Source organism: Afipia felis ATCC 53690 (genome assembly GCF_000314735.2).
Classification (GTDB): Bacteria; Pseudomonadota; Alphaproteobacteria; order Rhizobiales; family Xanthobacteraceae; genus Afipia; species Afipia felis.
Genome location: NZ_KB375270.1, coordinates 1,326,402 through 1,353,137 on the forward strand (window position 1 = coordinate 1,326,402; position 26,736 = coordinate 1,353,137).

The window sequence follows — 26,736 nt, forward strand, 5'->3', positions numbered from 1 at the left end:
TGATGCTGCATGAAGGAAATGCGAGAAATTATTGCGTCGCAGCGGCAAACGTGACGATCTTGTCCGCCTTGACCTTCGCGATGAGTTGCTCCGCATCCGCCGCCGCAAGTGTCTTGTCGCCGAACTTCACCGTGAACATGCCCGCAGACGGGCCCGACACGATGGAGCCGTGATAGGTACCGAGAAACGCGGTGATCTCGTTGAGGGTGGCGTCGGGCTTGAATCCCACCAGCACACGCGTGCCCGCTGTCGGGGCCTCGGACGATGCCGTCTGGTACCCGCTGCCCTGCTTCACCACCGTCGTCGAGATGATCCCGGCCTGCAGCACCAGCGCGAGCAGCGCCGCAGCCGCCGACCAGCCGAGCGCACGCGGCGACAATCCACCGAAGAACGCGCCCAGTCGGGCGATCAGGCCGGATGCGCGCGACGGATCGCGCGCGGGTTCGGCATCGATCGCAGCGAACAGCTTCTCCAGCGCATGGGTGGACGGCGCGCCGAGGTCTTCGTTCAGGAGCACGGTCTCGGCCAGTTCGTCCTGGATGACCTCGTACTGCTTCGCGAGCACGGGGTCCTTGGCGAGCGCCGCATCGACGCGTTTCGTCTCCTCGGCACTGAGCGTGCCCGCCGCCCGCCAGGGCAGCAGCGCCTCGATCTTGCCGGGCTCGGCCAGTTCCTTGTCGTTCGCCGTCATGGCCAGCCTCGCTCCACGCCGGCTTCCTTCAGAAGCTCGGCCAGTTTCTTGCGCGCATAGAACAGGCGCGTCTTCACCGTGTTCTCCGGGATGCCGACGATCTCGGCGACCTCCTCCACGGACTTCTCGTGGTAGTAGACGAGATCGACGATCTCCCGATGGTCCTGCGACAGCTTTGCCAGACAGTTGCGCAGCGCATTCCCGGTATCCTTCTTGGCGACAGCAACCTCCGGATCGTCGGATGTGTCCTCGATCGCCGCCGCTGTCTCGTCATCGAGCTCCGCATCCTTCTTCTTGCGCAGCGCCGACAACGCCTTGAACCGCGTAATCGCCAGCAGCCAGGTCGACACGGCGGATCGCCCTTCGAACTTGCCCGCCTGACGCCATACATCCAGAAACACCTCGCTGATGAGGTCTTCGGCGACCTGCTCCTTCCGCACCAGACGCAACGCGAACCGATACACCCGGACGTGGTATCGTCCGTACAAAACCTGCATCGCGAGACGATCGCCCTGGGCGATACGGCCGATCAGGGATTCATCCGAAGCCGCCTGTGTCGCGCTCAATGGCCGTCTCGCAAGGTTGGTCGCACGAGGCGGCGACCGGGTTCGATCAATCACAACATCGTCCGGGCAAACGCCGCCGGAAAGGCAGCGAAAATGCCCTTGAAGCAAAGGTTGGGCAAGCTGCGCCCGCACGGACCGCATTTCGCCGCCGAAAATCGGCTCAAAACCACGTAACGGCCAATTAAACTATTGATACATATATAAATTTTTAGGCTTTATGCGGTACCGCAGTTTGCCGTCCGAACTCTGCAAAGCAGCGCGATGATACCAAACCTAAACGCTTTGCAGACTAATTTAGCTAAGAGCTGCGGGGTTTTCGCCATGTGGGGAGCAGTCCTTCCCCTCAAATTGATGGAGTCGAACAGCGCCGATGCGCCTGCATCGGAGGTGCTGCCGCGCCGCGCACTCCAGCGCCGCCAGATCCCGACCATCATAGCACTCAGCTATTTCACCGACGCGGTGGTGCTGGCACTCTACGCCTATGCAGGCACCGTTAGCGTGACCACCCCGCTGGTGTTTCTGGTCTGCGCGCTGCTCAGCGTCGCCTGCTTCGTTCTTCTCTCGGACACGCACTTCAACGACCGCTTCAAGGATCACTATCTCGTCCTTCAGCAGATGAGCATCAGCTTCCTCCTGATGCTGTCGTTCACGTACGTCGCGCCGGAAGTCGGATGCGTGTTTCTCTGCTCGCTGTTCGTGATCGTCGCGCTCGGCTCGCTGCGCTCGACGATGCTGCAGATCGTCATCGCCTGGGGCATGCTGACCATCGGCCTCGCGTGGCTGTTCCTGTTCACGAACCTTCCGATCGGAATGCCACACGGCACGTTTGCCGAGCGCTTTGCCACCCTGTTCCTGTTCGCCGTCACCATCGGCCGTTGCATGATGGTCGGAATGTTCTCCAGCGCGCTCAGGGAATCCTTTTACACGCAGGGTCTCGCGCTCAAGGAAGCCTATCGCCGCATCGAGGAATTGGCGGAATTCGACGAACTGACAGGCGCGCATAACCGGCGCAGCATCATGCATGCGCTGGCCGAGGAGAGCGAACGCACGATCCGCATGAACAGCGCCTGCTCCGTCGCGCTGATCGACCTCGACTGGTTCAAGAAGATCAACGACCATTACGGTCACCCCGCCGGCGATGAGGTGCTGCGCACCTTCGCGATCACGATGTTCGCCAACATGCGGGCGATCGACAAATTCGGCCGCTACGGCGGCGAGGAATTTCTGCTGGTCCTGCCCGAGACGAGCGAAGACGCCGCCGAGAAGGTGGTGGACCGCATGCGCATGATCGTCGCGGACATCGACTGGAATTCAATCTCGCCGGGCGTCGCCGTGACGATGTCGGCGGGCGTGGCCACGCTGCGCCCGGGCGAGACACCAGAGAACCTTCTGCTGCGGGCCGACGTGGCGCTATATCGCGCCAAGGATCGCGGACGAAACAGGATTGAGCGCGCTTGAGGATATCGTTGCCTGCCGTGAGAAACGCGGCGGGTATTTGGGACAGAAGTCGATGGGTGTAAATACCGCCAGCGCCACCAGTCTGTTGGCAGATCTTCAAGCCGCTCTGACGCACGGAACCGTGGCGCGTCGCGTCGAAGCGCTCCGCCGCGTCACCGACCTGTTTCTGTTCGCGCCTTCCGATTATTCCGACACGCAGATCGCTCTGTTCGACGACGTCTTCCAGTGCCTCCTGCTCAAAATGGAACAATCGGCGAAAGTGCTGCTGGCGAAACGCCTGGCGCCGGTCGCCGAAGCTCCGCCGGGCGTGATCCACACCCTCGCCTTCGACGACCTCATCGACGTCGCGGCCCCGGTTCTGGTCTATTCCGACAGGCTCAACGAGGAAGCGCTGGTCCGGAACGCGCGGGAAAAGGGCCAAGGCCATCTGCTGGCGATCTCGAAACGCAAGGCTCTCGGCCATGCCGTCACCGACGTGCTGGTCGAACGCGGCAACGATGTCGTCGTCGAAAGCACGCTCAACAATCCCGGCGCCGAGTTCTCCGACGACGGATATTCACGCCTGCTGACGCGCGCCGAAAGCCACGACGGCATCGCCACCTGCCTCGGCATGCGTCCCATTCCGCGGCACTTCTACCTGCAGCTCGTCGCCAAGGCGTCGCGGTCAGTCCGGGCGAAGCTCAACGAAGCCAATCCGCATCTCGCCGATGATGTCGCCGCCGTGGTGAAGGAAGTCGCGGTCAACGCCAGCGCCGCGAAAACCGAGGAAACTCTTCGCGCGCAGACGCTCGTCAAGCTGCTCCACACCGATGGCCGCCTGAACGAAGCGCAGGTAGCGGCCTTCGCCGCGAGCGGCCGCGTCGAGGAAGTTTCCACCGCCATCGCGCTGATGACCGACGTGCCGATCCTCACCGTCGAGAACATGATGATCGAGCCGCGCGCGGAAGGACTTCTCGTTCTGGCGAAGGTTGCGGGCCTGAACTGGACGACCGTCGAAAAGATCCTGAAGGCGCGGCATGTGGCGAGCGACGAAAGCATTTCGACGAGCCTTGCCGAGTATCAGGACCACTTCAACCTGCTGCGGCCCGCGACCGCGCAGCAGGTGCTGCGCTTCTACCGGATGCGCGAGGCCGGCGCCGTTCCCGCGGCTGCGGCTGCATCCTGACGCCGCTCAGCTACTGGTCTTGATATGGATGTTCTCCATTCGGTCAGCATGCGTCGCTGCAGCAAAGGAACCTGCGTCCGATAAATGCGTCGGCGAGCGTACACAGTGAGCGCCCATTTGAAATGAAAACTCCCGACGAGCGGCATAGGCCGAACTCACCGGGAGTCATGAAGCGGCAGATCAGGTTTTGCCTGCTTTACCGAAGCGACAGATTGGCAACGCCCAAAGCCAGATTCACACCCGTGCGGCCTTCGACGGACAAGGGTTGCAGGGAAATCGCGTTATTCGACCCGCCGATCAGCACATTGGCTCCTACGCCGGGCCCAAATGACGCACTGCCGCTTGCTCCGACATAATTACCCCGCAGCGACGCACGGCCGACATGCGAGACAGGAGCGAAGACAGCCCAGACGAACCTGGCGCCTGAGGTCACGCCGACATCAAGCCCGAACCTTCTGACCGTCCCGGTATATGAATAATTTTTTCTCGTCCGATTCGAATGAAAAGTGCACCGGAGATTCTGCCGGGAGCCAATGATCATTCCGACAGTCGTTCCGGACGTACAAGTCAGTCCGCCGGCGCGAACGCCCCGGTTTTGTGCGGAGGCCGGCAGAGCAGTTGCAACCAGAGAAACAAGCGCGATGGCAGATAGCCAGATCTTCGACATTCTTTATCTCCTCAACAAAAGCGAGCGCAGTATCCATTCTCAACATCCAGTTCTGCTAATCGATAGCAGACGGCTGTTTTTAGCAACCTCTTTCTGAAACGATGTCATGAGGCAAAACGAACCCGCCGCAGACACCCGATAGATTCATCGAATGACTGCGGCGATACGAATGAGCCGTCTATCTGCGGCAATAACGACTGGCAACCGCATGATAGCGACCATGCCGGGTGCGAACCCAACAACGGCCATTGCGCCAACGATAGTTTCCGCGCCGCGCTCTTTCGTTTCCGATAACCGCGCCTGTTCCGCCACCAACGACAGCACCGATCGCAGCGCCCCGGCCTCCACCGACCGCACCGCCAACGATCGCACCCGACGCGCCACCTACCAACGCGCCACGCCCGGCGCTGCTCTGCGCGTGTGCTTCTCCGAGAAACGGAATTGTCATGATTGCAAGCAAAGACAGCAAGAACAGGAGTCGATACATTTCATACCTCCCAGATCAGTTCGCCATGGATTTGTGCAACGCGAGAAAGCCGATGCTATCTCATCCACCATCATCGGTCTTCTGAAATTGCGGTCGCATCGCAGCAGACAAAATCTCTCATATGTCATGCACGGATACGATCCGCCATTGATCTCATCAAATTCGACTAAAATGGAAGTTGGATTGAATTGGTGAATGCCCGCGATGAGCTTGCATTCATCCCCTTCTCAATTCGCTTCAGAAGCGCAAGATACGGCGGCCGATCATCGCGCCGATGAAGGTCACGAACGCCGCCGCCAGCGTGTACCAGGTCGCCACGAACAGCGGCGAATCGTCCATGCAATGGGCGGCGTAGATCGCCGCACCAAGTCCCGCGGACATCAATCCTGCCAATGCGCCCGTCAGCATCGGGCGTGAAGTCGCGCCATGCCGCAGCGTCAGCAATGCGGCAATCAGGAACGGCGCCGAAAACAGCGGAATGGACGACATGCAGGCGACCGAACTCGATCCGACCAGCCGGCCGGTCCAGTTCACGCGCTGAGGCACGGCAAAATCGGCAACGATGCCGATGCCGAGCAGACCAACGGGCAACGCGAGCAGCCACATCCAGCCGTGAAGCGAAGCATCGGGGCGCGACAGATGCAGGCTCAACGCCGCGGCCGCCGACGCCAGTGCGAGTGTGACCACGAATTTCAGATCGAAGAACGGATTGTACATCGCCGTCGCGATGTCAGGCCGCATACCGAGAGTCATCATGAACAGTGCGCCCGACAGCGGCAGCGCCGCGAACAGTCCGGCGAGCAGCCAGAGCCAGACCGGCTGTGTCCGCGAGGGATGATCGGCGACAAGGCTTGCGATCAGATCGTCGGTTTTCATGTCAGGTCTTTCCGCGCGCGGGCCGCCAGCGTGGACAATCCCCGGTGAAGGGCCACCCGCACCGCGCCTTCCTTCATGGCGAACTTCTTCGCCGTCTCGGTGATCGACAGACCGTCGACCGAAATCGATTGCAGCACGTCGCGCTGGCGTGGCGGCAACTGCTGGAGATGCGCCTCGACATCGACGCCGTTTGTCGGCTCGGGCGCTTCCTCGCCGGGGAGCACGTCGGTGAAATCGTCGATGTCGACGAACACACGGCGGCCGCGACGGCGCAGCGCATCGATCAGCTTGTTGCGCGCGATGGTGAACAGCCATGGCGCGAACGGAGCCGTTGGGTCCCAGGTGTGCCGCTTCAGATGCACGGCGAGCAAAGTATCCTGCACGATATCCTCGGACTGATCGGGCGATTGGCCAGCGCGCAATAGGCCGCGCCGCGCCGCCGCCCGCAAGACCGGCGCGATGGCCGACAGGAGCCGATGGTAAGCGGCGGTATCACCCGCATTGGCCGACCGCATCAGGTCGGTCCATTCATGTTCCTGGCCGCGCACCACGCTCCCTCAAGGCAATACGGCCTGTTTTCTAGGATGTTACGGCGGTTGATGGCAAATCGCCCGGTTCCGGCATCCCGGGGGGCGGCCTATCGCGCATGCCGCCTCGCTTTGAACCAAAGATTCCCTGCTTTTGCCGCGATCTGGCCACCTCCGAGAGGCCATTCTGATGTGGGCGCTGGGCAACACAGACAGAACAACGGAGACGGGATCATGCGACGGAGAATCCGTTATGCCCTGATCGTGGCCGCCATGGCTTTCGCGTATGTCGCGGGCAACGCCGGACCCTCGCAGGCAGCACCTCAAGGCGAGGCGGCTGCTTCCAGCGCAAAACCGCTTGCGCTCAGCAAATTCACCAAACACCGCAAGAAGCACGTACGCCACCACGCCCGTTCTTCAAAGAAGCATCACACCAGCGCCAAGGATTCCTCAAAGGTTTCTTCCAAGGCCAACAAGAACGACGATGCCAAAACCGCGAACGGGGCGGAGGCGGATACACCTATGTCGCCCTCGGTTGCCAATGCCCACGCCGAATTGACCAGCCCTCCTCCGGAGCAGCCGATGGTCGCACAGAACATGGTGCCCGACACCTCCACCCTGACCGATGCCGACAAGGCCGCAGCTGCGGAGCCTGCTCCGAGCGGCGTTCAGGTCACCACGTCCGACCAGTTGAACGACATGGACCGCGATGCTGCGGCCTCGGCCGCAACGCCGGAGCCCGCGACCGTCGCGCTCGCTCAGATCGCACCTCCCGCCGCCGCGGCGAGCGAGGACTCCGCATGGGGCAACGCCTCACTGATCGGAAAGATTTTCATCGCCTTCGGCGTGATGCTGACGCTCGCCTCCGCAGCGCGGATGATTATCGCGTAAGCGCGCCGCACAACAGCCAGCGCCAGACGCGCTCGCGCATGGTTGCGGGCGCATCCAGCCCCATGCGCGCGAGACAGTCTGCGTCATCTGCACCGCTCGCGGACATTCCTCGCCAAAGCAGCGACAGCAGCGCGGCGGGACTAGCGGAGGCGCGCTGGAGCTTTTGCAGCGCCGGGATCAGCCGCTGCTCCGTCGCGGTAAAGTCCGTTCCGAACGGAAACTCCGGCAACAATCCCTTTTCATGTAAGGGTGCAAGTGCACGCGCAATGCGCTCAGGCATGTTGGCGCGATGTGCAGGCGGAATCTCATAAGCCTGCGGCAGCTTGCCCGCCGCCTTTGCCTGCCGCATCAAGTCATCCTGAAAGCGCGAATCCGCCACGCACAGCATCGCTGCGATAACTTCGGCGTCGGATTTTCCGCGCAGGTCGGCGATGCCGTATTCGGTCACCACGATATCGCGCAGATGGCGTGGAATGGTGGTGTGGTCGTAGGACCAGCGGATGTTCGATTCCAGCCGCTTGCCATTATAGCGCGTGGCCTCGAGCGTCAGGATGGAATGCGCACCGTCCAGCGCGAAAGCTTGCGCGACGAAATTGTACTGGCCGCCGACACCACTCACCATCTGGCCGTTGCTCAGGCCGTCGGAGATCGCATCGCCGAGCAACGTCACCATCATCGCGTTGTTGACGAAGCGCGCCTTCGGCCGCCCCGCGCGCTTCGCGGTCTCGTCGCCGTAAAGCTCGTTGGTGAAGGACACCGGCATCATCCGGATGCGGTCGAGCCTCTCTGGCGGCATCTCGCGCAATGCACGATAGAACGATTTCGGCCCGAGAAAGAACGCCGCATGCAGCCACGCGCCATCGACCTCGCGGCGGATAATGCCCGCCTCGATCAAACCGAGGAAAGCCTCGAAGAACATTTCGCTGAGGCCATTCAGCCCTTCCGCGAATGGAGTCAGCGCAGCGGCAGGCGCGTCCGGCGCAAGACGCCTGACGGCGTCACGAAAATCCACATTGTGACAGTCGCGAACAATGAGACTCTGCGCCAGTGCATCGCCGACCTGACCGATTCCAATCTGCAACGTGCCGCCATCCTCGATCAACGTCGCAGCGTGCAGACCGATGGCGTATTTCGCATCTCCCACCGGCTCCGAGGGCGGCGCGAACAGCGGAAAATCTGTCTCCGAGCTGTCGAGGATGGCGTGGAACTCGGAGGCCGGAAGATCGCCCAGCCCCGGCATGAACGGCAATTCCGAGTTCACTTGCCCGATCAGCTTGAAATCGATCTTGCCCTCAGCGCGTGCTTTCAGAAGATCGAGCGTTGTGTCGGTGTTGCAACTCAGGCTGTAGCGGACCTCGCCATCGACCACGCGTTTGGCGACGAGCTGCAGTACGACGTTGAGACCACGCGTCAGCATGCCCGCGACGGCGTGGGTATAGTTCGCCGCGATATAATGCTGCTGGGCGTAGCCGTGATGCAGCCACTTGCCCGCGAGGAAGAAGAATTCCGCGACTTCGATATTCGCCGGCAAGGTCCCGGCGTGCAGCCATTTGGCGTAATCGAGCGTGGGATAGCCGCCGAATAGACGCTCGATGACGGGGCCGATGAAACGCCGCTCCAACTCGGATTTCGGTGCGGGCTTTTCCAGCGTCAGCGCGGTAAAAATCGTCAGCCGGATCGCGGAATCCGCCGCCGCGCGTTCACACAAAGCGTTGGCGATGTGATTGGCCTTGCCGAGCCCGAGCGGCAGGCCGACCACCAACCTGGAGCCGCAATCGCACAGGATCGCATCCGCGAGCGTGTGGGCGTCGGAATAGACCCTCGACATGCTCTTTTGCCCCGCCATTCCGTACCGCCGCGCTCGGGGCCGACTGTCATCACCCGTGCGGTAAGGTCAAGCAAATAAGGCGTTTCTCCCCGTAACGCGGTCGGATTGCCACAGCGGCCAACATTTTCGCGGGACAGTTTGCCGAACCCTTCTCCGGCCAGTATGACTGCCCTTCATGTTGGGGTATCCGCCGTCGCGGGACTTTTCTGATCGGGCGTCATGATTCGTTGGCATTCACGGCAGCGTTACGGAGCGGTGACGGCCCTGTTGCTGCTCGGCGCGGCGACAGGCCCTCGGTCTGCGTCCGGCGAAACGCTGCAGGACGCGCTGGTGAAGGCCTACCAGTCCAGTCCGCAGTTGAATGCCTCCCGCGCCCAGCAGCGCGCCACCGACGAAAACGTCCCGCAAGCACTTTCGGGCTACCGGCCGCAGATCATCGCAAGCCTGTCGGCTGGCCTGCAGACGGTGCGCAACACCCTGCCCGACAACGCCGTCCAGACCCAGAGCCAGAAACCCTGGCAGATCGGCGTCACCGTCACGCAGACGCTATTTAACGGCTTCAAGACCTCGTCGAGCGTACGGGTCGCCGAATTCCAAGTGTTGTCGGGACGCGAGGCGCTGCGCAACACCGGCCAGGGCGTGCTACTCGATGCCGTGACCGCTTACATGAACGTGATCGCCAATCAGGCGCTGGTCGAGACCCAGAAACTCAACGTGCAATTCCTGCGCGAGACGCTCGGCGTTGCCCGCACCCGTCTCGCGGCGGGCGATGTCACACCGACCGACACTGCGCAGGCCGAGGCCCGCCTCAGTCGCGGACTTGCCGACCTGAATGCGGCTCAGGTCGCGCTTCAGGTCAGCGAGGCGACCTACGCGCAGGTGATCGGCTCCCCACCCGGCCATCTTGTGGCCGCGCCCACGGTTGACCGCTTCATTCCGCACACCCAGCAGGCATCGATCGATCTCGCCATCAAGCAGAACCCGGCGGTGATCGCGGCGAGCTACGATGTCGACGTCGCGACCACCACGATCAGTGTCGCGGAATCCAGCCTGATGCCGCAAGTCACCGTGCAAGGCAACGTGCTGCGCCAGTCAGACGGCGACCCCTATCTCAGCGTGAAACGCTCCGATCAGGCCAGCGTCACCGGCCAGCTCACGATGCCGATCTATGACGGCGGCCTTGCTGCGTCGCAGACGCGCCAGTCGAAAGAACTGGCGATGCAGAGCCGTCAGGTTCTGGAGCAGGTCCGTAATCAGGCGCGCACCGCGGCCCTCAGCGCGTTCATCACCAATGAGGGTGCCAAGATCGCCCTCTCCGCCGCGGAAAGCGAAGTGAAGGCTGCAACGGTCGCGCTTGGGGGCGTCCAGCGCGAGGCCAAGGCAGGTCAGCGCACCACGCTTGATGTGCTGAACGCGCAAGCCGATCTCACCGCCGCGCGCAGCCGCCAGATCTTGAGCCAGCGCGATCGCGTGATCGCCTCCTACACGCTGCTCAGCGCCATCGGCAAACTCGATGTCCGTACGCTGGGCCTCAACACGCCGGATTACCTGCCCGAGGTGCACTACCATCAGGTGCGCGACGCCTGGCACGGCCTGCGCACGCCGTCCGGGCAGTAATTTATGCTTTCTCGCGTCCCCGCCGCGAGAACAGCAGGATCAGCACCGGCAGTGTGATCAGGATCACGAACGGCGCGAGTGCCATACCGGACACCACGACCAGTGCCAGCGGCTTCTGCACCTGCGAGCCGATACCCGTCGACATCGCGGCGGGCAATAGTCCGATGCCTGCGACAGCGCAGGTCATCAGCACCGGCCGCATCTGCAATTCACCGGTACGGATCACCGCCTTGAAGCGGTCGAAACCTTCGTCGATCAACTGATTGTACTGCGACAGGATGATGATGCCGTCCATGACGGCGACGCCGAACAGCGCGATGAAGCCGATCGCCGCCGATACGCTGAATGGCACGCCGCTGAGCAACAGGCCGAGAACGCCGCCCAGCACAGCCATCGGGATCACGCTCATCGCGAGCATGGTATCGACCATCGAGCCGAAATTGAACCACAGCAGCACCGCGATCAGCGCCAGGCTGATCGGCACCACGACCGACAGCCGCTTGATCGCGTCCTGCAGATTGCCGAACTCGCCGACCCATTCCATATGCGTGCCCGACGGCAGCTTCACCTCGGCTGCCACCTTCTCCTGCGCTTCGCGGATGGCGCTACCGAGATCACGCTCACGGACCGAGAACTTGATCGGCAGATAGCGTTCCTGCTGCTCGCGATAGATGTAGGCCGCGCCGGAGACGAGCTTAATGGTCGCGACCTCGCTCAGTGGAATCTGCGTGATGCCATTCGGACCCTGTGCGGCGATGCGCAGGTTCTGGATGCTCTCGGCGCTCTTGCGATATTCCGGTGCGAGGCGGACGATGATCGGGAAATGTCGGTCGCTGCCCGGCTCGTACAGATCGCCGGCGCTGTCGCCGCCGATGGCGACGCGGATGGTCGCATTGATGTCACCCGGCGACAGCCCGTAGCGCGCCGCGCGAACGCGGTCGACGTCGATCTGGATCGTCGGCTGGCCGAGCGAGGTGAACACCGACAGGTCGGTGATGCCCCGCACCGTCGCCAGCACCGATTTGATCTTGTTGGCCGTCTCGGTGAGTTCGACGAGATCGTTGCCGTAGAGCTTGATCGAGTTCTCACCCTTCACGCCCGACACTGCTTCGGCGACGTTGTCCTGCAGATACTGCGAGAAGTTGAATTCGACGCCGGGGAATTTTGCGTGAAGCTGCTCGAGCAGCTCCGTGGTGATCTTGTCCTTGTCGTGCGTTCCGGGCCACTGGCTGACAGGCTTGAGCGGCGCAAAAAACTCCGCATTGAAGAAGCCCGCCGCGTCGGTGCCGTCATCCGGACGACCGTGCTGCGACACCACCGACTGCACTTCCGGCCGTGCGGCGATCAGGCGCCGCATCTCGTTGACGTAGGTATTGCCCGCTTCAAGAGAGATGGTGGACGGCAGCGTGGCGCGAATCCACAGATTGCCCTCCTCGAGCTTCGGCAGGAATTCCAGCCCCAGCATCCGGATCGAAACAAAGGTCAGAAGCAGCAGCACGCCCGCCGTGGTAATCACGTATTTCGTGTGCGCCACCGACCATTTCAGCAGCGGCACGTAGCGCGCATGCAGCCATCGCACCACGCGGGTTTCAACCTCGCGAACATGCGCGGGCAGGATAATAGCGCTCAGCGCTGGCGTCACGGTGAAGGTCGCCAGCAACCCGCCGACCAGCGCATAGGCATAAGTCCGCGCCATCGGGCCGAAGATGTTGCCTTCGACTCCGCTCAGCGTGAACAGCGGCAGGAACGCGGCGATAATGATCGCCGCCGCGAAGAAGATCGAGCGCGACACGTCGGCGGCTGCGCTGAAAATCCCGTGGCTCTTCATGCCCATCATGGTCTCGGGCGACATCGCCTGCTCTTCTGTCGACGACAGCTCGGTGATGTTCGACAGCCGCCGGAAGATCGCCTCCACCATGATGACGGTGCCATCCACGATCAGGCCGAAGTCGATCGCGCCGACCGACAGCAGATTGGCGGATTCTCCTCGCAGCACAAGAATGATGACAGCGAAGAACAACGCGAACGGAATCGTCGCGCCGACAATCAGCGCGCTGCGCAGATCGCCGAGGAACAGCCATTGCAGCAGCACGATCAAGATGATGCCGACTACCATGTTGTGCAGAACGGTCGCGGTGGTGATGTCGATCAGGTCCTGGCGGTCGTAGATGCGCTCAATCCGCACGCCGGGCGGCAGGATATTTGAGGTGTTGATCTTCTCCACCGCATCCACGACCCGCGCGATGGTCGGCGAGCTTTTCTCGCCGCGTCGCATCAGCACAATGCCCTGCACGATGTCGTCGGCCTCGTTCATGCCGGCAATGCCAAGCCGCGGCTTGTAGCCGATCTCGACCTTGGCCACGTCCTTCACCAGGATTGGATTGCCGCCGCTTTGCGAGATCATGGTGTTGGCGAGATCGTCCACCGAGCGGATCAAGCCGACACCGCGCACCACGGCCGACTGCGCGCCTATATTGATGGTGTTGCCGCCAACGTTAATGTTGGCGTTGCTGACCGCCTGCAGGAGTTGCGGCAGCGACAGGCCCGCTGCCGCTAGCTTATTGAAATCGACCTGCAACTCGTAGGTCTTGGTCTTGCCGCCCCAGCCGGTGACGTCGATTACGCCCGGTATCGAACGGAAGCGCCGCTGCAGGACCCAGTCCTGCAGCGTCTTGAGGTCGAGCACGCTGTAATTCGGCGGCCCGACGAGACGATAGCGGTAGATTTCGCCGACCGCACTCAACGGCGAAATCGAAGGCTGCGCCCCGCCCGGAAGCGGCGGCAGTTGCGACAGCCGGTTCAGCACCTGCTGCAGGGCCTCGTCATAGGTGTAGTCGAACGAGAACTGCAGTTTGACGTCGGACAGTCCGTAAAGCGAGATCGTGCGAATGACGCGCAGGTTCTTGATGCCCGCCACCTGCGTCTCGATCGGAATCGTGATGTAGCGTTCGATCTCCTCGGCCGACATGCCCGAGCTTTGGGTGACGACGTCGACCATCGGAGCGGTCGGATCGGGATAGGCTTCGATGTTGAGTTGGTTGAACGCGATCAGACCGCCGACGACGATCGCGGCGAAAATGCCGAGAATGAGAAAGCGGCGCTCAACGGCAAAGGCAACGAGACGGTCGATCAAGCCAGCGCCCCTCGAACGAACACCGCCCGCAAACGGTCAGCACCGGCTTCAGGCCAGCCGCGGACGCTTCGGTTTTGCCACAGCCCGCGGCATCGGGTGATCGCCTGCGCCATCATTAGCTGCCGGACGCCGCGCGGTCGATGAACAACCCGCCCTTGACGACGACCTGCTCGCCGGGCCGGAGGTTTTCCGTCACCTCGACGAGATTGCCACTGGACAGGCCGACCTTCACCGGACGAAGTTCGATGGTCTTGTTCTCGTGGGCAATCCAGAGGCGAACGTTATCGGCCTCATAGATCAAGGCCTGCTTCGGCACGGCCACCGCCGGATGGTCGCCCGGCGAGAAGATCGTGACGTTGGCGAACATTTCCGGCTTCAGGCTCGCGTCGGAATTGTCGATGGTCGCGCGGATGGTCAGACGCCGCGTGGTCGGATCAATCGCGGTCGCGACGTAGTTGATCCGCGCGGTACGCGAACGCCCCGGCGACGCCAGCACGGTGAAGGAGACGTCCTGTCCCACCGCGACATCGTCGGCATCCGCCTCGCGGACGTAACCGACCAGCCACACGGTGGAGAGATCACCGATCACGAAAACAGGATCGGTCGCACCCGCATTGATATACTGCCCCGGCCCGGCCTTGCGCTGGACCACGGTGCCCGCGATCGGCGCGACGACGGTCATTTCTGGGTTGATGCGTCCCTTGTTCTGGAAGGAGGCGATGGCGTCATCGTTCAAGCCGAGAATCTTCAGGCGATTGCGCGCCGCCTCCAGCGCGGTTTGCGCCGAACGCATGTCGTTGTCCGCCTGAATCTCGGCCGCCTGCGCGGACTGGTAATCCTTCAGCGGAACTGCCTTGCCCTCGAACAACTCCTTGGCGCGCTTGCCTTGCGTCTGCGCGAGGTCGAGTGCGGAACGCGCCTTGTTGGTCGCCGTCAGCGCGGCGATAAAATCGTTCTGGGCCTGCACGGTATCGGTGGCCTCGAGCAGGAACAATGGCTGTCCCTGCTCGACATGCTCGCCCGCGCGCACCAGTAGTTTCGTCACCCGCCCCGTATAGGGCGAGAACACCTGGGTGGAGCGATCCTCATCGATGGAAATCTTGCCTTCGGTGACGTGCTCGGCGCGGAAGACTTTCTGCATCGCGGGCGCCACCGTCAGGCTCGCCCATTCCACGTCCGTCGGCTTGTAGCGGGTCGGGTCGCGCACCGCGCTGCTGGAAATATCGGACAGCTGCGGAGTCGGAGCCAGCAGATAGGAGCCGCCATAAATCGCAACACCTGCGACCAGCACGGCACATGCGCCGAACAGCGCCCTCTTGCGGCCAATCCGGGCCATGATGTCCTTCAAGGAAGGGCGTTGATCCAACACGCGAACGATCCCGTGAAAGAGGAGACGAAACAGCCATCATCCATGGCACAAAGGTCACAACCCGGTGATGACGGTATCCCGCCAACCCTGGCCGTCTATAGGGCCGGTTTTGGCTTGTCGACAATCCAAAACATCGCAGCCAGGCGGAATTCCGATCACTTCTTCGATTATGTGTTAATTCCGCTCCACAGAAAGACCGGCGGAGCCTTCAATCCCCTGAAAAAACGACGATTTCGGCCGATTCACGCGGGCAGCCGCGTTTCCACCAGCCGGACCCAGTATGACGTGCCGAAAACGGCCGCCTCGTCGTTGAAGTCGAAGGCCGGGTGGTGCCAGCCCGCGCTGTCGCCGTTGCCGAGAAAGATGAAGGCCCCCGGACGCGCCTGCAGCATGAAAGCGAAGTCCTCCGCCCCCATCAAAGGCGGCATATCGCGGCTGACGCGCTCCCGCCCGGCCACCTCGTCCGCCACCTGCGCTGCGATCTCGGTCTGGCCGGCATGGTTGACCAACACTGGATAGCCGCGCCGATACTGCACGGCGATCTTCGCCCCGGTCAGCGTGGCGATGCCGGCCGCAACCTCACGGATCCGCTTTTCGACCAGATCGCGCATCTGCGGCGTCAACGTGCGCACCGTCCCGATCAGCGTCGCGGTCTGCGGGATGACGTTGCGCGCATCACCTGCCTTGAACTGGCAGATCGAAATCACCACCGACTCCAGCGGATCGGCAGACCGCGAGACGATCGATTGCAGGGCGACGATCAGTTGCGAGCCGGCCAACACCGGGTCGATCGTCTTATGCGGCGCAGCAGCATGACCGCCGATGCCTTCGATCTCGATGTCGACATGATCGGTCGACGCCATGGCCGGGCCGGCGCGCAGCGCGAACGTGCCGACCGCCATGCCGGGCGCGTTGTGCATCCCATAAATCTCGTCAAACTCGTATTTGTCCGCCAGCCCGTCGTCGAGCATCGCCGCAGCACCGGCGCCGCCTTCTTCGGCAGGCTGAAACACCACCACGGCCTCGCCCGCGAAATTCCGCGTCTCGGCGAGATAGCGCGCCGCACCGAGCAGCATCGCGGTGTGGCCGTCATGGCCGCAGGCATGCATCCGGCCCGGCACGGTCGAGCGATACGGCGCGCCGGTTTCCTCTTCGATCGGCAGCGCATCCATGTCGGCGCGCAAGGCGACGGCCTTGATGCCGTCACCCTGCGCAGGCTTGCGGCCCTTGATGCGTCCGACCACGCCGGTGCGGCCGATGCCGGTCGCCACCTCGTCGCAGCCGAATTCGCGCAACTTCGCGGCGACGAAATCGGCCGTCCGATGCACCTCGTACATCAACTCGGGATGCGCATGCAGTTCGCGCCGCCACGCGGTAATGTCGGGCTGGAATTCGGAGATGCGATTGACGATCGGCATTCGGCGAACCTGAAAAGAGTGCGATGCACAAGGCTAACATGGCAGCGCCTCTGGCTCAAAGTGCAATGGCGGCGCGCCGGTCAGCGCGTTAAGACCGATTGACGCTTCAAAATGCCGAAGGCTCCGCCCATGACCGATCTGCTCGAAGGTGACTATGACTATATTGTCGTAGGCGCCGGCACTGCCGGCTGCATTGTCTCCAACCGATTGTCCGCCGATCCGAAAAACCGGGTGCTAACGCTGGAAGCCGGCGGCAACGACAACTGGATCTGGTTTCACATTCCCGTCGGCTATCTGTTCGCCATCGGCAACCCGCGCTCCGACTGGATGTTTCGCACCGAACCCGAGCCCGGCCTCAACGGCCGCTCGCTGCATTATCCGCGCGGCAAGGTGATCGGCGGCTGCTCGGCGATCAACGCGATGGTATCGATGCGCGGACAGGCCGCGGACTACGATCACTGGCGCCAGCTCGGCCTCAATGGCTGGGGCTGGGAGGATGTCCTGAAGTCGTTCAAGTCGCTCGAGGATCATTATCTCGGCGAGACCGAACATCACGGCGCGGGCGGTGGATGGCGGATCGAGCCGCCGCGCATTTCATGGGACGTGCTCGACGCCATTGCCGCCGCCGCGGAGCAGATGGGCATCCGCAAGATTCCCGACTTCAACACCGGCGACAACGAAGGCTCCAGCTACTTTCAGGTCAACCAGAAGCGCGGGCGGCGCTGGTCGTCGGCGCGCGGCTTCCTCAAGCCCGCACTGCACCGCCCCAATCTGCGACTCGAAACCAACGTGCTGGTCGAAAAACTCATCGTCGAAAACGGCCGTGCCGTCGGCGTGCGATACAGTCGCGACGGCAAGACCTTCGAGGCGCGCGCCAAAGGCGAGGTCATCCTCACTTCCGGCTCGATCGGCTCGGTACAAATCCTGCATCGCTCCGGCATCGGACCGCGCGAATGGCTGGAGCCGCTCGGCATCGACATCGTTCTCGACCGTCAGGGCGTCGGGCGAAACCTGCAGGATCATCTGCAGCAGCGCGCGATCTACAAGGTCACCGGCATCAAGACGCTCAACGAAGTCTATGCCTCGCTGATACAGCGTGCGTGGATGGGCATCGACTACGCGCTACGTCGGCGCGGGCCGTTGACGATGGCGCCCTCGCAGCTCGGAATCTTCACGCGCTCAAGTCCCGAACACGAGCGCGCCAACATCCAGTTTCACGCGCAGCCGCTCTCGCTCGACAAGTTCGGCGACCCGCTACACGCCTTCCCGGCAATCACGCTCAGCGCCTGCAATCTGCGCCCGACCTCGCGTGGCGAAATCAGGTTGCGCTCCGCCGATCCGATCGCGAAGCCGATCATCGCACCGCACTATCTGTCGACCGACGAGGACCGCAAGGTTGCCGCCGACGCAATTCGCGTGACTCGCAAGATAATGAAGCAGTCCGCGATGGCGCCTTACCAGCCTGAGGAATATCTCCCCGGCCCCACCGTCGGCGACGACGACGCCTCGCTCGCCAAAGCGGCGGGCGATATCGGCACCACCATCTTCCATCCGGTTGGAACCGCGAAGATGGGTCTGCCTAGCGATCCGCTCGCGGTGGTTGACGAGCGGCTGCGCTTCTTCGGAATCGAACGGCTGCGCGTAATCGACGCCTCGGTGATGCCGACCATCACTTCGGGGAACACCAACACACCGACGGCCATGATCGCCGAGAAGGGTTCCTCTTTCATTCTTGCGGACAATCGCTAGGCAAATCGTCGAATATGACACCATGATTGCTGCCACATTTGAAACGCACAAGGTGCGGAACATCTCATGTGCCGAAGACACATGACGCTGGGAATCCGGCACGCAGAGGCGGCGTCGGGCTTGTGGCGTTTGGTATTCACCCGCGTGGCATCTATAGTGCGAATCGCACCGCCATCAGACAAAGGACGAAAATGATTAGAACACTTCTCGTTGCCGCATTGCTTGCGTCCTCGACGGCTGCGGTCATGGCACAGGGACAGGGCCGCAGCGGCACGCCCGACGAGCAGAAGGCTTGTGCGAAGGACGTTTCGCGCTATTGCCGCTCGGTGATGGATCAGTCCGACCTCGTGGTCCTCTCCTGCCTGCAGCAGCATCGCGCGAAGATCAGCAAGGCGTGCGACGGCGTTCTGGTCAGCCACGGCCAGTAAGACCGCCTGCGAAATATTTCGGCCAAACAAAAAGCCGCCGCATCCCCGATGCGGCGGCTTTTTGCTGTCAGATAATTTTTACGTCACGCGGATTTGCGCACCGCGTTGTCCATCAGTGTCTTGCCGAGCGACCACACCGCGCCGGGCACGCGATGGCTCGCCGCGATCACCTCGTCGAACGAATTCTCGATCCAAGTGCAATCCTCGTCCGTAATGGTAAGCGGCGGCAGCATCTTCACCGTGTGGCTCGCATGGCCCGCGACCTGCGTCAGGATCTTGTGGTCCTTGAACAACGGAATGGTGATAAGCTGGCAAAACAGACCTTTGCTCGCCGACTCCAGCAGATTCCACGACGCCTTGAGCGCAAACGATTTCGGCGGACCGAATTCGACGCCGATCATCAGGCCCTTGCCGCGCACCTTCTTCAACAGTTCGTAACGCGGGATCATCGCGCTCAGCGTGCTGACGATGCGATTGCCGCAGCGCTCGGCGTTCTCGACCAGCTTCTCGGATTTCAGCACTTCGAGCGTGGCGATGCCCGCAGCCATCGCAAGGTCGTTCTTGGCGAAGGTCGAGCCGTGAACGACCGCGCGGTCCATGCGGTCGAAAATCTTGTCGAAGATCGCCTTGCGCATCAGCACCGCGCCGACTGGGACATGGCCGCCCGACAGCGATTTCGACAGCAGCACCATATCCGGCTCGACATTCCAGTGCTCGACGGCGAGGAAGCGGCCGGTGCGGCCGAGCCCGGTCTGGATTTCGTCGGCGACGAAGATCGTGCCGTACTTCTTGCAGAGTGCAGCCGCGCCCGGCAGGTAATCGTCGCTCGGGATGTTGACGCCTTTGCCCTGCACCGGCTCGACGATAAACGCCGCGACCTGACGCGACATCAGCGCCTTTTCCAGCGCCTCGAGGTCATTGAAGGGAATCACCGAACAATCCGGCAGGAGCGGGCCGAAGCCGCCGCGAAAATTCGCATCGTCGGTCAGCGACAGCGAACCGTAGGTCAGGCCATGATAGCCATGGTCGCAATAGATCACGCCCGTGCGACCGGTCGCACCGCGCGCAAATTTGATCGCGGCTTCGACACATTCCGTCCCTGAATTCGCGAAAAACACCTTATCAAGGTAAGGCACCTGCGCGATCAGGCGTTCGGCCAGAACACCGGCGAGCGTGGAAATATCGAGTTGGACGAGATTGGCGAATTCGCTGTCGAGCACGCTTTTCAGGGCATCGCGAATCACCGGATGGTTACGGCCGAGCGCGAACACCCCGAAACCGCTGAGGAGATCGAGGTAGCGCGCATTATCGCGATCAAAGAGGTATTGCCCCTGCCCGCGCTGGAACCCGACGTCATAACCAATGGTTTTAAGAACCCGGACGAGTTGCTCGTTCAGATATCTCGTATGGAGCGCGCCGCGCTGAAACTGGCGGTCGGCGACTATCTCGGAAATGTCTAGATTTGCTTTCACCATGCAGTACATACGTCGTTTGATGGGTCGCTCGTCAACCAAAAAAGCGTCGCGGCCCGTCATCGGCCGGATGGAACATCCAGAGAAAATACGGTTTACTTTCGTTTGCAGCCTACGCGAGGATTCATGCGGAAAATAGCTTGTTCGGCCATCGTTCTACTCGGCACCATCGGCGCTGCTCATGCCGCCGACATTCCCGGTGAATGGCGGGTGAAGGAAGGCGTAGCCACCATCCGCATTGCCGACTGTAACGGCCACCTCTGGGGCGTTGTCGCCTCGGAACAGACGCCAGGCGGAATCGACAGCAAGAACCCTGACAAGGCCAAGCAGAGCCGTCCCACCCTCGGCATGCCCGTCCTCCTCGATATGACGCCGGACGAGGACGAGAAGGGTAAATGGAACGGCCACATCTACAACGCCAAGAACGGCAAGACTTATGAATCGTCGATCAAGCTGGCGTCACCGAACCAGTTGAAGGTCGAGGGCTGCGTGCTCGGCTTCCTGTGCGGTGGCGAGACTTGGACGCGTATCGCCGAACCGGCCTCGCCGGTCGCCGCCAATCCGACAGCACCGCATGCGGGCGCGCCACATACCGGCACGAAGATGACCGGTGCCCCTCGGACCATCGGTCAAAAGGGCGCAACTCCGGCCCCGGTGCCGGGAGCAGCAACGCCCCCGGCTCCCGGTTCAGACATCTGTCTTCTCCCCGACGTCGTCGCGGGGGCGGCCCATTAGGGCCGGCTGAAACAGCACCGCCGCCGCGAGCGTCGTCACCAGCGACAGCGCCATCAGCTTACCCATGCTCGACGTACCAGGATGGCTCGACAGCCACAGGCTGCCGAACGCTGTCGCAGTCGTCATCGCGCTGAAGAAGATCGCGCGCGTCAGGCTCGACTGCAGCAGCTTGACGTGCCCTGCTCGCCACGCCGTCACATAGTAGATCTTGAACGCGACGCCGACGCCAAGCAGCAGCGGCAACGCGATGATGTTGGCGAAGTTGAGCGGCAATCCGATGAGGACGCAAATCTCCAGCGTCACCACGCCCGCGAGGATCAGCGGCACCAGCGTCAGCAGCACGTCACTGAACCGCCGTAGCACGATGTACAAAAGAACGCCGATCGACAGCAGCGCCCAGAATCCCGCCTGAATGAAGGCCATCACGATGGTGTGGCCCGATTCCAGAATCGAGATCGGTCCGCCGACCGCAGTCGGCTCGACCTTCTGAACGGCCGCCGCGAACTTGCGCAGCGTCTCGTTGTCGTTCGGATCGCCAGTCGGCAAAGCCTCTACACGGGCGCGGCCGTCCGGCGTCATCCACTCGCTTACAATCTCCGGAGGCAGCGTCTTCAGCGTGATCGGCTGGGCCTTCAGCGAATTGCGGACCTGTTCCACAACAGTGCGGTAAGGCGACAGGAATATCTCCGAAGCCTTGTCGCGCACCGATTTATCCGACTGCGCGAGCTTCGTCAGGTCGCCTGCAAGACGGTTGGCGGCCGCAGCCACGTCCGGCGGAGATTTTCCGGCCGTGCGCTTGAGGGCTGCCGCCGCATCCGTCAGCGCCGCGACGTTATCGAAATCCTCTGCCGGTGAACCCGGCTGCGATTTGAAGATCGGATCGAGCGCGCCCGCGGCCCGGCGGATCAAACCAAGCTTGGCCTGCTGATCCTCGGGCACGAAGCTTTCCAGCGTCGTGGTGCGGGATACTTCCGGCAGCTTCGAGAGCCGCTGCTGGGCTTCCTTCGCCGCAGCAAGCGATGGCGCCAGCACGTCAACCGCATTGGTTGCCGTGTTGGGATCGCGGCGCAGGTCGAGGTAGGTCGCGATCGATTCCACCTTCGGGCTGCGCAGGTTCATCGGGTTGAAGTCGAAATGCAGGAAATACAGCAGCGGAAGGCCGAGCGTCGCCACGCCGAGCGTGGTTGCCACGATGCCGATGCGGTGGTCTTCCAGGAACTTGTCGACCGGAGCGAGGAAGGCGTAACCGACCGGCTCCTTCTCGCCCGGCGGGTTGAACAGTTTCAGGAGCGCGGGCAGCACCGTCACCGCCATGAAGAACGCGATCAGCATACCGGCACCAGCGATCTTGCCGAGTTCGGATACGCCTTTGTAATGCGTCGGCAGGAACGACAAGAAGCCCGCGGCGGTGGCCACGGCGGCAAGCGTCAGCGGCACCGCCGCATGTTTGGCCGCCGCTTCCAGCGCTTCCTGCAGGTCGGGGATGTCGTAACGGTCTGACCTGTAGCGGACGCTGTACTGGATTCCGAAATCGACGCCGAGGCCGACGAACAGCACGAAAAACGCGATCGATATCAGATTGAACGAATGCGCGATGATCAGCGCCACCGCCGTCGTCACCGACAGGCCGATAGCAAGCGTAATCAGCACAGCGAGAATGATCCGCGGCGAATGCAGCGCGAGCCACAGGATGAAGATCACGATCAGGACCGTGATGATGCCGTTGAGAAGAGCGCCCTCCTGCACCGTGCCAAATTCCTCGTTGGCGATCGGCACCGGGCCGGTCAGGCGCACGCGGGCGTGAAAATTCTTGTCGAAAGACAGATCGTTCGCAGCCTGACGGATGGCGTCGGTCGCAACCTTGCCGGGCTCCAGCGCCTGATAGTCCAGAATCGGCTGGATCAGAATCAGCGAACGCAGGTCGGAGGGCTGAAGCGCCTCGTTGCTGGTGAGTTGTCGCCAGGAAAAGGTGCCGCTGCCGGTCATGAGGATCTGCTCAAGACTTTCGGACACAAGGTTAAGGGGCCGCGCCAGTGCCTCGCGCGGCAGTTTCCCCCGCTCCACGCCCTGCAGCGCGGTCTGAAGCACCCCGGTCAGGCCGCGGATGCTGGGATCGTCATGCAAAATGTCGAAAAACGGCTGCGCCGCCGCGTACTGGCCGGTGATCTTGCCGACCTCGGCCGTTGGCAGGAATAAAAGACCGTTATTCTGGAAAAACGGTGTATCGGCGGGGCGGACCACCGAGGTGAATTTGTCGGTCTGGGGGGTAAGCTTCTTCTCCAGCGCGTCGCTCGCCTGGGCAGCCAGTTCGGGCGTTGCCGCCTCGACAACCGCGATAATCAGATCATTTCGGCCCGGAAAAGCCTTCTCGTAGGCCAGCTCACGCTGCCGCCACGGCAGGTTTTCGGAAATCAATTTGTTAACGTCAGTTGAAATCGCGAAATTGTGCGATGCATATATACCGGCTATGACCGCCAAAATAACGCCAAGAAGTACGGTAAGCCATGCGTGGCGCGTACAGGTCTTGACCAAAGAGACGATAATCCTTGTCAGCACAGGTTTTCTTTCTATTTGAAGCGATCAACTTGAGGGATTGCGCGTTTAGGTAGGCCAGCGGGTTAACTCTGACCTGCCGGATAGGTGCCTTTCAGGCACACAATCGTGGCATAAGACGGAAAATTGCCGAGAACTACTGCGTTATAGCTGCCGTAATGATACACTCCCTCGCCGTTCACGTCTTGTTCTTGTACAGTTCGGATCTCCCCCAATGACTTCATCCACTCCGCTGCTCGATCAGATCAACTGTCCCGCCGATTTGCGCAAGCTCAAAGAAAGCGAGCTGCTGCAAGTTGCGCAGGAGCTGCGCGCGGAAACCATCAACACTGTTGCGGTAACGGGCGGCCATCTCGGCTCAGGTCTCGGCGTGGTGGAACTCACTGTTGCGTTACATCATGTTTTTAATACGCCCGATGACCGCATCATCTGGGACGTCGGCCATCAGGCCTACCCTCACAAGATTCTGACCAGCCGACGTGACCGAATTCGCACGCTCCGGCAAGGCGGCGGATTGTCCGGTTTCACCAAGCGCGCCGAGAGCGAATACGACTGCTTCGGCACCGCGCACTCCTCGACCTCGATTTCCGCCGGTCTTGGCATGGCGGTTGCGCGCGACCTGTCGGGCGGCAACAACAATGTGATCGCCGTGATCGGCGACGGCGCGATGTCCGCCGGCATGGCCTATGAGGCGATGAACAATGCGGGCGCGATGGATTCGCGACTGATCGTCATCCTCAACGACAACGAAATGTCGATCGCCCCGCCGGTCGGCGCGATGTCGTCGTATCTGTCGCGACTGACTTCGAGCAACACCTATCGCTCGCTGCGCGAGATCGGCAAACAGGTCGCCAAGCGGCTTCCAAAATTCGTCGAAAAGGGCGCGCAGCGCGCCGAGGAATATGCCCGCGGCATGCTCTCCGGCGGCACGCTATTCGAGGAGCTCGGCTTCTATTATGTCGGCCCGATCGACGGCCACAACCTCGACCACCTGCTCCCGGTGCTGAAGAACGTCCGCGATTCCAAGGTCGGCCCGACGCTGATCCATGTCGTCACCGAAAAGGGCAAGGGCTACAGCCACGCCGAGACCGCCAAGGACAAGTATCACGGTGTCGTCAAATTCGATGTAGCCACCGGCAAGCAGGACAAGGCCAAGGCGAACGCGCCCTCCTACACGAGCGTGTTCGGCAATGCGCTGGTCAAGCTTGCCGAGAAGGACGAGAAGATTATCGGCATCACCGCCGCGATGCCGTCAGGCACCGGCGTCGACATCTTCCAGAAAGTCTATCCCGAGCGCACCTTCGATGTCGGCATCGCCGAGCAGCACGCGGTGACGTTCGCAGCGGGTCTTGCCACCGAAGGCATGAAGCCCTTCGTCGCGATCTACTCGACCTTCCTGCAGCGCGCCTACGATCAGGTCGTGCACGATGTCGCCATCCAGAAGCTGCCGGTCCGCTTTGTGATCGACCGCGCCGGTCTCGTCGGCGCGGATGGCCCGACCCATGCGGGCTCGTTCGACCTCGCTTATCTCGGCTGCCTGCCCGATATGGTCATCATGGCCGCGTCGGATGAAGCCGAACTCGTTCACATGGTCGCGACTGCGGCCGCCATCAACGATCGTCCCTCCGCCTTCCGCTTCCCGCGTGGCGACGGTGTCGGCGTCGATCTTCCCGCCGAAGGCGTGCCGCTCGAAATCGGCAAGGGCCGCATCGTGCGCGAGGGCTCGTCGGTGGCGATCCTGTCGCTCGGCACTCGCCTCAATGAATCCCTGAAAGCCGCCGACATTCTGAAATCGCACGGGCTGACCACCACGGTCGCCGACGCGCGCTTCGCAAAACCGATCGATACCGATCTGGTGTTGCAACTCGCGCGCGACCACGACGTTCTCATCACCATCGAGGAAGGTGCAATCGGCGGCTTCGGCGCGCAGGTTCTGCACACGCTCGCCGAGGCGGGCGCGCTCGACAAGGGCCTGAAGGTCCGCTCGATGGTGCTGCCGGACGTCTTTATCGATCAGGACAGCCCCGCTGCGATGTACGCAAAGGCCGGTCTCGATGCGAAGGGCATCGTCAAGCGCGTGTTCGAAGCGCTCGGCCGTGAAAACGAAATCAACGCGGTGCAGCTTGCTTAACAAGACTCCTATCCAAACCGACACGATCCAGGTTCTGCTGGCCCAGCCGCGCGGCTTCTGCGCGGGGGTGGTGCGTGCGATCGAGATCGTCGAGCGCGCGCTCGAGAAGTACGGCCCGCCGGTCTACGTCCGTCACGAGATCGTGCACAACAAGTACGTGGTCGAGAGCCTCAAGGCGAAGGGCGCGGTGTTCGTGGAAGACGTCCACGAGGTGCCGGACAACGCCATCACCGTGTTCAGCGCTCACGGCGTCGCCAAGAGCGTGGAAGCGGAAGCGGCCTCCCGCAATCTACCAGTGCTAGACGCCACCTGCCCGCTCGTCTCCAAGGTTCACAATCAGGGCAAGCGCTATGTCGGCAAGGGCCGCCGTCTCGTGCTGATCGGCCATGAGGGCCACCCGGAAGTCGTCGGCACCATGGGCCAGGTGCCCGGTCCGGTGACGCTGGTGCAGAGCGTGGAGGACGTGGCGCAGCTCGACATCCCGAGCGACGCGCCGGTCGCCTACATCACCCAGACCACACTCAGCGTCGACGACACCAGGGACATCATTGCCGCTCTCGCAGAGCGGTTTCCCGATCTTGAGGGGCCTGACACCCGCGATATCTGCTATGCTACGCAGAATCGTCAATCCTCGGTCCGCGACCTCAGCAAGCTTGTTGATCTGATCCTTGTTGTCGGCGCGACCAACAGTTCCAACTCCAACCGTTTGCGTGAAATCGGCACCGAAGTCGGTGTCCCGAGCTATCTGATCGCCGACGGCAGCCAACTCAATCCGGAGTGGCTCCGCGGTGTCAAAACGGTCGGAATCACCGCCGGGGCATCCGCTCCGGAAGTTCTTGTCGATGACGTGATCAACGCCCTACGCCGCATCGCTCCCGTGACCGTGGATGTGGTGCCTGGGCGCGAGGAAAACATCGAGTTCAAGCTGCCGCCGGAGCTGACATCGGTCAGAGCCGGAGCACAGCTCTAATCGGA

The 26,736-nt window shown here is 62.2% G+C and carries 21 protein-coding genes; 10 read left to right on the plus strand and 11 right to left on the minus strand.

All coding sequences use genetic code 11. The features are described from left to right. Positions 1–28: 28 nt before the first annotated feature. Both HMPREF9697_RS06330 and HMPREF9697_RS06335 read right to left on the minus strand, forming a co-directional pair. Positions 29–691, minus strand: coding sequence for a hypothetical protein (locus tag HMPREF9697_RS06330; protein ID WP_002716345.1), 663 nt, complete (start codon positions 689–691; stop codon positions 29–31). Further along, positions 688–1,257 (minus strand): sigma-70 family RNA polymerase sigma factor, encoded by a 570-nt coding sequence (locus tag HMPREF9697_RS06335; protein ID WP_040307829.1) that lies wholly within the window; start codon positions 1,255–1,257, stop codon positions 688–690. The genes HMPREF9697_RS06330 and HMPREF9697_RS06335 overlap by 4 nt, the downstream gene beginning before the upstream one ends. A 321-nt stretch (positions 1,258–1,578) precedes the next feature. Here HMPREF9697_RS06335 and HMPREF9697_RS06340 point away from each other — a divergent pair, with 321 nt between their 5' ends. Both HMPREF9697_RS06340 and HMPREF9697_RS06345 read left to right on the plus strand, forming a co-directional pair. Further along, complete coding sequence (locus HMPREF9697_RS06340; protein WP_040307830.1) at positions 1,579–2,715, plus strand: GGDEF domain-containing protein; 1,137 nt, start codon at positions 1,579–1,581, stop codon at positions 2,713–2,715. Positions 2,716–2,767: 52 nt separating this feature from the next. Further along, positions 2,768–3,880 carry a DUF2336 domain-containing protein gene (locus HMPREF9697_RS06345; RefSeq protein ID WP_002716348.1) on the plus strand — a complete coding sequence of 371 codons (1,113 nt, stop codon included), beginning with the start codon at positions 2,768–2,770 and terminating at the stop codon, positions 3,878–3,880. Positions 3,881–4,076: 196 nt separating this feature from the next. Here the strand turns inward: HMPREF9697_RS06345 and HMPREF9697_RS06350 are convergent, their stop codons facing one another. Next, positions 4,077–4,547 (minus strand): DUF992 domain-containing protein, encoded by a 471-nt coding sequence (locus HMPREF9697_RS06350; protein ID WP_002716349.1) that lies wholly within the window; start codon positions 4,545–4,547, stop codon positions 4,077–4,079. Between the two features lie 169 nt (positions 4,548–4,716). On the opposite strand from HMPREF9697_RS06350, the gene HMPREF9697_RS21705 reads away from it, so the two are divergent. Continuing rightward, positions 4,717–5,229, plus strand: coding sequence for a hypothetical protein (locus HMPREF9697_RS21705; RefSeq protein ID WP_430642198.1), 513 nt, complete (start codon positions 4,717–4,719; stop codon positions 5,227–5,229). 42 nt (positions 5,230–5,271) lie between these two features. Here HMPREF9697_RS21705 and HMPREF9697_RS06360 read toward each other — a convergent pair whose 3' ends face one another. Both HMPREF9697_RS06360 and HMPREF9697_RS06365 read right to left on the minus strand, forming a co-directional pair. Next, a complete protein-coding gene (locus tag HMPREF9697_RS06360) occupies positions 5,272–5,910 on the minus strand; it encodes an NrsF family protein (RefSeq protein WP_002716351.1) in 639 nt (212 codons plus the stop codon). Then, entirely contained in the window at positions 5,907–6,458 is a 552-nt protein-coding gene (locus tag HMPREF9697_RS06365; protein WP_002716352.1) for a sigma-70 family RNA polymerase sigma factor, read from the minus strand. The genes HMPREF9697_RS06360 and HMPREF9697_RS06365 overlap by 4 nt, the downstream gene beginning before the upstream one ends. A 213-nt stretch (positions 6,459–6,671) precedes the next feature. Between HMPREF9697_RS06365 and HMPREF9697_RS06370 the strand changes: the two genes are divergently transcribed. Further along, a complete protein-coding gene (locus HMPREF9697_RS06370; protein WP_002716353.1) occupies positions 6,672–7,328 on the plus strand; it encodes a hypothetical protein in 657 nt (218 codons plus the stop codon). On the opposite strand, the gene HMPREF9697_RS06375 is transcribed toward HMPREF9697_RS06370, so the two are convergent. Further along, positions 7,318–9,156, minus strand: a complete 1,839-nt coding sequence (locus HMPREF9697_RS06375; RefSeq protein WP_040307832.1) for an acetyl-CoA hydrolase/transferase C-terminal domain-containing protein — start codon at positions 9,154–9,156, stop codon at positions 7,318–7,320. The genes HMPREF9697_RS06370 and HMPREF9697_RS06375 overlap by 11 nt on opposite strands. A gap of 219 nt (positions 9,157–9,375) precedes the next feature. On the opposite strand from HMPREF9697_RS06375, the gene HMPREF9697_RS06380 reads away from it, so the two are divergent. Further along, the gene (locus tag HMPREF9697_RS06380; protein WP_002716355.1) at positions 9,376–10,773 is read left to right on the plus strand and encodes a TolC family outer membrane protein; all 1,398 of its coding nucleotides are present in this window, start codon (positions 9,376–9,378) and stop codon (positions 10,771–10,773) included. 1 nt (position 10,774) lies between these two features. On the opposite strand, the gene HMPREF9697_RS06385 is transcribed toward HMPREF9697_RS06380, so the two are convergent. From HMPREF9697_RS06385 to HMPREF9697_RS06395, 3 genes are all read right to left on the minus strand, one after another. Continuing rightward, positions 10,775–13,903, minus strand: a complete 3,129-nt coding sequence (locus HMPREF9697_RS06385; protein ID WP_040308152.1) for an efflux RND transporter permease subunit — start codon at positions 13,901–13,903, stop codon at positions 10,775–10,777. A 118-nt stretch (positions 13,904–14,021) separates the two neighbouring features. After that, positions 14,022–15,242: an efflux RND transporter periplasmic adaptor subunit gene (locus HMPREF9697_RS06390; protein WP_002716357.1), complete on the minus strand. Its 1,221-nt coding sequence runs from the start codon at positions 15,240–15,242 to the stop codon at positions 14,022–14,024. A gap of 275 nt (positions 15,243–15,517) precedes the next feature. After that, a complete protein-coding gene (locus tag HMPREF9697_RS06395) occupies positions 15,518–16,693 on the minus strand; it encodes a M20 aminoacylase family protein (protein ID WP_002716358.1) in 1,176 nt (391 codons plus the stop codon). A 129-nt stretch (positions 16,694–16,822) separates the two neighbouring features. On the opposite strand from HMPREF9697_RS06395, the gene HMPREF9697_RS06400 reads away from it, so the two are divergent. Both HMPREF9697_RS06400 and HMPREF9697_RS06405 read left to right on the plus strand, forming a co-directional pair. Then, entirely contained in the window at positions 16,823–18,442 is a 1,620-nt protein-coding gene (locus HMPREF9697_RS06400; protein ID WP_002716359.1) for a GMC family oxidoreductase, read from the plus strand. A 191-nt stretch (positions 18,443–18,633) separates the two neighbouring features. After that, positions 18,634–18,870, plus strand: coding sequence for a hypothetical protein (locus HMPREF9697_RS06405; protein ID WP_002716360.1), 237 nt, complete (start codon positions 18,634–18,636; stop codon positions 18,868–18,870). Between the two features lie 83 nt (positions 18,871–18,953). On the opposite strand, the gene HMPREF9697_RS06410 is transcribed toward HMPREF9697_RS06405, so the two are convergent. Then, positions 18,954–20,345, minus strand: a complete 1,392-nt coding sequence (locus HMPREF9697_RS06410) for an aspartate aminotransferase family protein (RefSeq protein WP_040307833.1) — start codon at positions 20,343–20,345, stop codon at positions 18,954–18,956. A gap of 123 nt (positions 20,346–20,468) precedes the next feature. Here HMPREF9697_RS06410 and HMPREF9697_RS06415 point away from each other — a divergent pair, with 123 nt between their 5' ends. After that, positions 20,469–21,077, plus strand: a complete 609-nt coding sequence (locus tag HMPREF9697_RS06415; protein ID WP_002716362.1) for a DUF2147 domain-containing protein — start codon at positions 20,469–20,471, stop codon at positions 21,075–21,077. Here the strand turns inward: HMPREF9697_RS06415 and hpnN are convergent. Further along, positions 21,030–23,633: a hopanoid transporter HpnN gene (gene hpnN, locus HMPREF9697_RS06420; protein ID WP_040307834.1), complete on the minus strand. Its 2,604-nt coding sequence runs from the start codon at positions 23,631–23,633 to the stop codon at positions 21,030–21,032. The genes HMPREF9697_RS06415 and hpnN overlap by 48 nt on opposite strands. Positions 23,634–23,844: 211 nt before the next feature. Here hpnN and dxs point away from each other — a divergent pair, with 211 nt between their 5' ends. Both dxs and ispH read left to right on the plus strand, forming a co-directional pair. Next, positions 23,845–25,761 (plus strand): 1-deoxy-D-xylulose-5-phosphate synthase, encoded by a 1,917-nt coding sequence (gene dxs, locus HMPREF9697_RS06425; RefSeq protein ID WP_002716364.1) that lies wholly within the window; start codon positions 23,845–23,847, stop codon positions 25,759–25,761. After that, a complete protein-coding gene (gene ispH, locus HMPREF9697_RS06430; protein ID WP_002716365.1) occupies positions 25,754–26,731 on the plus strand; it encodes a 4-hydroxy-3-methylbut-2-enyl diphosphate reductase in 978 nt (325 codons plus the stop codon). The genes dxs and ispH overlap by 8 nt, the downstream gene beginning before the upstream one ends. Positions 26,732–26,736 lie beyond the last annotated feature (5 nt).